At 41.5% G+C, this 6,000-nt stretch carries 2 protein-coding genes; one reads left to right on the top strand and one right to left on the bottom strand.

All coding sequences use genetic code 11. The features are described from left to right. Positions 1 to 37: 37 nt before the first annotated feature. Complete coding sequence (locus HRH59_RS17460; protein WP_331460207.1) at positions 38 to 331, top strand: diguanylate cyclase; 294 nt, start codon at positions 38 to 40, stop codon at positions 329 to 331. Positions 332 to 493: 162 nt separating this feature from the next. On the opposite strand, the gene HRH59_RS17455 is transcribed toward HRH59_RS17460, so the two are convergent. Next, complete coding sequence (locus HRH59_RS17455) at positions 494 to 5,467, bottom strand: BspA family leucine-rich repeat surface protein (protein WP_173502554.1); 4,974 nt, start codon at positions 5,465 to 5,467, stop codon at positions 494 to 496. Between the last annotated feature and the right edge of the window lie 533 nt (positions 5,468 to 6,000).

Genomic DNA, 6,000 nt, shown 5'->3' with positions numbered 1-6,000 from the left:
CTTTTGACGTCAGTTATTTTTAGGGGGTATTACCGTAGTGCGCTTTGGTGGGGAAGAATTTATTCTGGTAGAACAACATGCAACCGCTCAGCCGCCCGGCTTACTGCAATTACCACAACAACTGGTTGCACAAGCGATACCGCACCGCGCTTCGCCGCTTGGCGTGCTTACCGCGTCTATCGGCGTGGTAACACTGAATTATCCCGGCCACCAGCTGACATCCGGCGAAATAATGCAACAGGCAGATTTGCTGCTGTACCAGGCCAAGCAACAAGGCCGCAACCAGGCCCGGCATAGCGTGATAAATCCGTTGCCGGCCGGTAACTCTTGACCCGGAAAAAGGGGAACCAAATGAAAAAATGCCGCTCACCTTAAGTGAACGGCATTATATAACGAGGTGCCTTTTATGCTTTTCTCTTTTTATCGCAATAAACTTATTTTGAAGCGAAACAACCTCCGCTTCTAATGTACTTAATAAGTTAATCGCTACATATTAAGGGCATACTAACTCATCGCCGGTAATCGTCCAATTTAGTTCATTGATCAAGAAATAACGAGACGTTTCTGCTTCGCAATATCTCAGGCGTTCTGCACCAAAAACAACATATCCCCGAGCATTTTGCCCAGCCCAGCCCGTCAACGTTTTATCATAATTAATCTGAGAAAAAGTCTCACTGCTAAACATTTTTTCCATATTTACAATACTGGTTATATTCCAAGATCCTAAATTTTGATTAAAAGTTCTTGCTCCAAAAAACATTTGTGATGTGATCTGTAAATGAGCTGTATCCCATTGACCAATATCTCTATTAAAAGCGAAGGCTTCTCTGAACATACTGTCCATCGAGGTCACGTTACTAACATCCCAGCCACTGATATCACTGTTAAATGCAGCAGCCCTGGAAAACATACTGGTCATATTGGTGACGTTGCTTGTATCCCATTGGCTAATATCGCTATTAAAGTTTTTAGCACGAGCAAACATCTGGTACATAGAAGTTACGTTGGAGAGATTTGGTAAATCAGTCGCGCTAAAGCCATCCCCGTTCCATCCACCAAAAGTCAAACTTTTCCAGGGAATGTCTCCCCACTGATTTACATCCTTTAGATACTCAATGTCAGGAGTATGGAAATAAGGATAATAACCTTTAATCTCAAGAGTATACGTTCCTGGTTCCACTAAGGTAGTCTGAAAAAACTGTTCTTTTTCAGACGAAACGCTACCACTTTGTACGGGTAACCCGTAGGCATCTTTCCATGTAAACTCGTAGTTACCATCAAAGTCACCAGAACTCAGGTTAATGTCAGTATTGGCTTCATCGGTTTGCCAAGTGGTAATATATGGTCGAAAATCTCTAGCCAAAACGGTCCAACTTTGTATCGTTGTACCATCTTCAGCAGTCACCGTATAAGTGACAGGATTTGTTAAATCAACTATTTCACCACTTTCAGGGACACTAGTTGCGCCATCAGACAAGCTAAAGACAGGCCTCACTGCGGTTAAATCTGCCACCGATAATAAATTGGCAGATACAGTATGTTCTGTTTTATCAACGGTAAAAAACGGGGTGATATTTTCTATCTCAAAAGTAACAAAATCAGTGTCAGTTCGCAGTGGCACAGCTTCAACCGTTACTACCCAATCTTTGGCTTCAGCATTACTCAATCCTGTAACTGAATAAACAACCGGGTGGGTAAAGTCGACTAGAGTACCGTTTGGAATTGAACTAAACGCACCATCAGAAAGCGTAACCGTTGGCGATAATACCGACACATCAGTACCACGCTGAACTTCACTGGTCACAATGTAGTTTTTATGATCAACAATCGCAGGCCCTGTTTGCTCAGGCAAAACAAAGGTACGGATATGATCATTAGGTAATGGATGTGCACTTGACTCAATGGCATATTCATAAACAAAGTCTACGTTTTCACCTGAAAGATGATCTTCACTTATGGCAACAACGACTAAGAATAGTTCTTCGCCTTCCTGCGTTGTTACTTCAAGTTCCGCTTCGCCATTGCCTAATGAGACTTCAGTCCCGATAGGTAAATCAACATATTCATAAGCACCAGGCTTTCCTTTAACCACTTTGCCGATGAAGTTTAAGTCTCCGGTATTTTGATCACTGCCTTTTACTTTTAACGTATAAGTACCAGCTGCTGTCGACTCGATTTTGTAGCTATTCCATCCATAGGCACCAGGCAAATAGCGTTTTGGTGCCAAATGGTAAATACCATAAGTGCCTTCTGCCGGCCAGGTTGCCGCCAGAGTATTATCTTCTTCACCGACAACAATCGCTTTTTTCTGAACTGCTTTTAAGTCATCGCTAACTTTAGGGTCCGGGTAATCCCAAACTGTCGTTCTGGCGGCAAATTCAGCAAACACCTGAGGGAAGTCATGCCCTTCATCTTCGACCACTTTTATAAGCGCTTTGAAAGCATCCGATTCAATTTCAGGTGAATTATATAACTTTCCTATAATGCTATCACCTGTAACAAAAGCCGTTATATAAGCAAACATTATTGAAGTATGGTAATATCTTTTCTTACCCAGCTCTTTAGTCAATTCATACATCCCCAAATGAGGATTCAAGGTAAATGCTCCATGGCTATAACCTGCAGGAGATTTATGGTTAAAATTCCATGAGGCCCAACTTGCCGTTGCTTCGGCCAGCCATCTACCACCTCCGAACAAGGGCATTTGATAACCGTGGAAGTTCTCATGCAGCCAGTAATGAGTATTCACACTACCATCTGTACTAAACAGGTTATCCAAAGTGAAAATCTCAAACCTTCTGGTAGCGCTATTAGATAAAGAATTGTTCTCTCGATTAACCCAACGATCCAGACTAGCCTGACGATCTACATCATCATACTTAAACATTTGGGCTTCAAATGTATTCCGGTCATATGCTATGTCAAGTGCATGAAGATAAACTCGCTTTTTCTCTTCCAGCAGTTGTTCCTCACTTTTTAGCCAAAGACATGTATATACACCACAGAGTCTGAATGGGTAATCTGCAAAAGGAAGATGGGTTGGCTCTACTGCCTCTGTACAACGCGCACTGCGCTCATAAATAACCTCGTCGGATATTTGCGAGTTAGTTAATAATACATCCCAAACGTTTCCGTCATATTCTTGCAGGTTAAAAGAATCAATCTCTAACGAGCCGACATTAACATCATCAAACCATTTACCATTTACATACGGCGACATAACGCCGTTTTTAAAACGGATAGCCACGTGATTACATGTGAGTGTATCCAGTCGCACATTATAAATATTATTTATGCCATTAGCACTGATAAGCAACTGCTCTTCAACTTGACTAATAGTAAGTGCGTCGGAGCTAAAAAACTCTGTCGTTTGCTGATGCGTATTAGGCTTTATTTTAAAAGAGATAGTGCCGTCTGAGGCAGATAAGCTCCTCTCTAATTCAACGTTTATCTCTTTACCTATCATGCCGGGGTGTCTTAGTAAGTTATTGGCACTATCCCCGGTCGTCGTGACGCTGATGCTATTATGTCTATCGGTTTTATCATAATCGCCGGCTAATCGTTGCATATAAAGAATTGCATTTTCATACGCAAGTACTTCGACTGTAGTTTGTTCACTAAAATGTGATGATGCGTTACCTTTTACAGCGACTATTCGATAAACATAGTGGGTACCAAGTGTTAAACCATCGTCTTGATAGAACGTTGTATTAGCCCCTACTTCGGCCACGACTTCAAACACCAATGGATTGCCCCGGACGGCCCTTTCAATTCTAAAACCGGTTTCGTTATTAGAGTTATCCTGCCAAGTCAATGTTACTTCATCATTAATACTTGCCTCGGTTGTTACGTTTGTTGGTGGTGCTAATCGTTCTGCATCTGCAAACACTTGTACATGTTGCCAAGTACCTTTGGTGATTTTATCCAGGGAATGTGCGTTAGCAGTTAAACCAATAAACACATTATCGCCCATCACTACAGTGGCTCGATGTGTTTCTTGCCAGGTTTCACCATCATCTGAAATATAAGTAATGAACAGGTCATCTAACCGTTCTAATTTGAACCATAAAGGTAATAGGTTTTTTGTTTCTTCACTCTGTTCTTCTATTGCCCCGTTACTACGACTTTTAAAAAAAGCACGGCTTCTATGGTACATATTACTCACGAATTGTGAGTCAGTATCTAACGTTTCCCTGATCATAATTCCGTGATAACCCACCGTCCCAGTATTCTCAGCACTTAGTAACTGACCAACAATCTCACCATTTCCTTCTAAAGGTTGATAAACAAAATGAAAAGAATCGAAGGTACCGCGAATATATCCGTTACCTGATACAGAGTACTGGTCGTCAGTATAAGTTGCGAAACCGGCTATGGCGGGAGAGCCAATGTCGGTACTGCTCCAGGCATCAGGCAATTTCGACTCATCTGCCATCGTCGTCCTGTTGACCACATTACTGTAACCTGAGGCGATCTCGCCCATTAAAGCACTTACTCTGTAATGATAGGTCGTCTCTGGCTCTAAGGCATTATCGACTAAATAGGTAGAATTCGGCGACAGCACCGCAAATGATTCAAACTCAAGCGAGTCAGCGTCTTCGGCTCTTTCTACTCTATACCCTGTTTCATTATCAGCATTATCTTGCCAAGTTAATGCCACTGCTTTCATCCCACGTGCCACAGCGGTTAAATTGGTTGGTGAATTTACAATATCAGGTGAATTGCCTGTGGATGACACCTCGACATTTTGCCAAGTACCTGTGGTTATTTTCCTTTTATGATGAGCATTAGCGGCCAGGCCAATAAGCACATTTTCCCTCATCACTACGGTTTCTCGATGTGTTTCTTGCCAGGTTTCACCATCATTAGAAATAGAGGCAATAAAAACATCGCTCACTCTTTCCAATTTTAGCCATACATTTGGCAAATGGACCTGTTTGTCTTCAATAGGAACATTGATCCCAACGCCATCGCGGCGTCCTTTAAAAAACGAAATCGCTTCATCTTCGAAATAATGGTTACTCGCATATTGCGAGTCATTATTAAGCGTTTCCCTGACCATCAACCCATGATATCCCCATTTACCGGCATCAGAGATATTGGTTAATTGAGCAACAATCTGCCCATCACCTTGTAAAGGCTGATAAATAAAATGCAAAGAGTCATTAGTGTCTAAACTATAACCATTGCCTGATAAAAGGATTTGACCATCGCTATAACTGGCAGATCCAGCCAGGTCCGGAGTGCCCACATCGACACTAGTCCAAACATCCGGGAGTGCAGATTCATTTATGGTACCGGTAGAGGTTAATCCTGCTGTATCGGGCAATGCCCCGACAGACTGAGCGTTTGTTGTTGCCAGTTGCTGAGCTTGAGTTGGTGGTGATTCTGAATCACCACCACAAGCGCTAAGGCTCAGGCACGTTAGCATTATTGCTGAACGAGTGAAAATTGCTATATTTCTCATGCGATTATATTCCCTAGTGTTACAAATCCAACCTAACCTATACCAGGACCGAGTAACAAAACGTGGTAAAAATCGTGGTTTTTTAGTGGGGGGCGTGGTTTTTTAACTGCATTAAGAACGACGAGCAACCTATTGGGTTACTGTTCAAACAAAAATTAAAAAATACAGTTAAATTAAGTTTGGCAACTGTAAATAATATAATTCATAAGTATATGTAAGGTTGCTTTTTCATTGTTAGTGAACGAGTTGATGTTATTTACTTAAGATTTAACGTGTAAGCCCTACAAAACCACTAAAACATTTAATTAAAGGCAGTTTTAAGTCATAAGTTTTAAGAAAAATCCAGAGCTCCAATGGTGATAGAATTTTTCGACGGCAATCAAAAAATAGCTATTAACCCGGAGGCCGTACAAGGCCAATCAGGCTAGATAATTATCAGATCAAAATTAAAGCTGCTTTCGCCATCCTGGAAAAAAGGGGCGAGCTTATAATCACTACTTATTATGCAAGCTATTAAAATATAATAAAATATC

The organism is Rheinheimera lutimaris, assembly GCF_013283795.1.
GTDB lineage: Bacteria > Pseudomonadota > Gammaproteobacteria > Enterobacterales > Alteromonadaceae > Alishewanella > Alishewanella lutimaris.
Note: the sequence above shows the minus strand (reverse complement) of the source record. Positions and strands in the feature narration are given on the sequence as shown.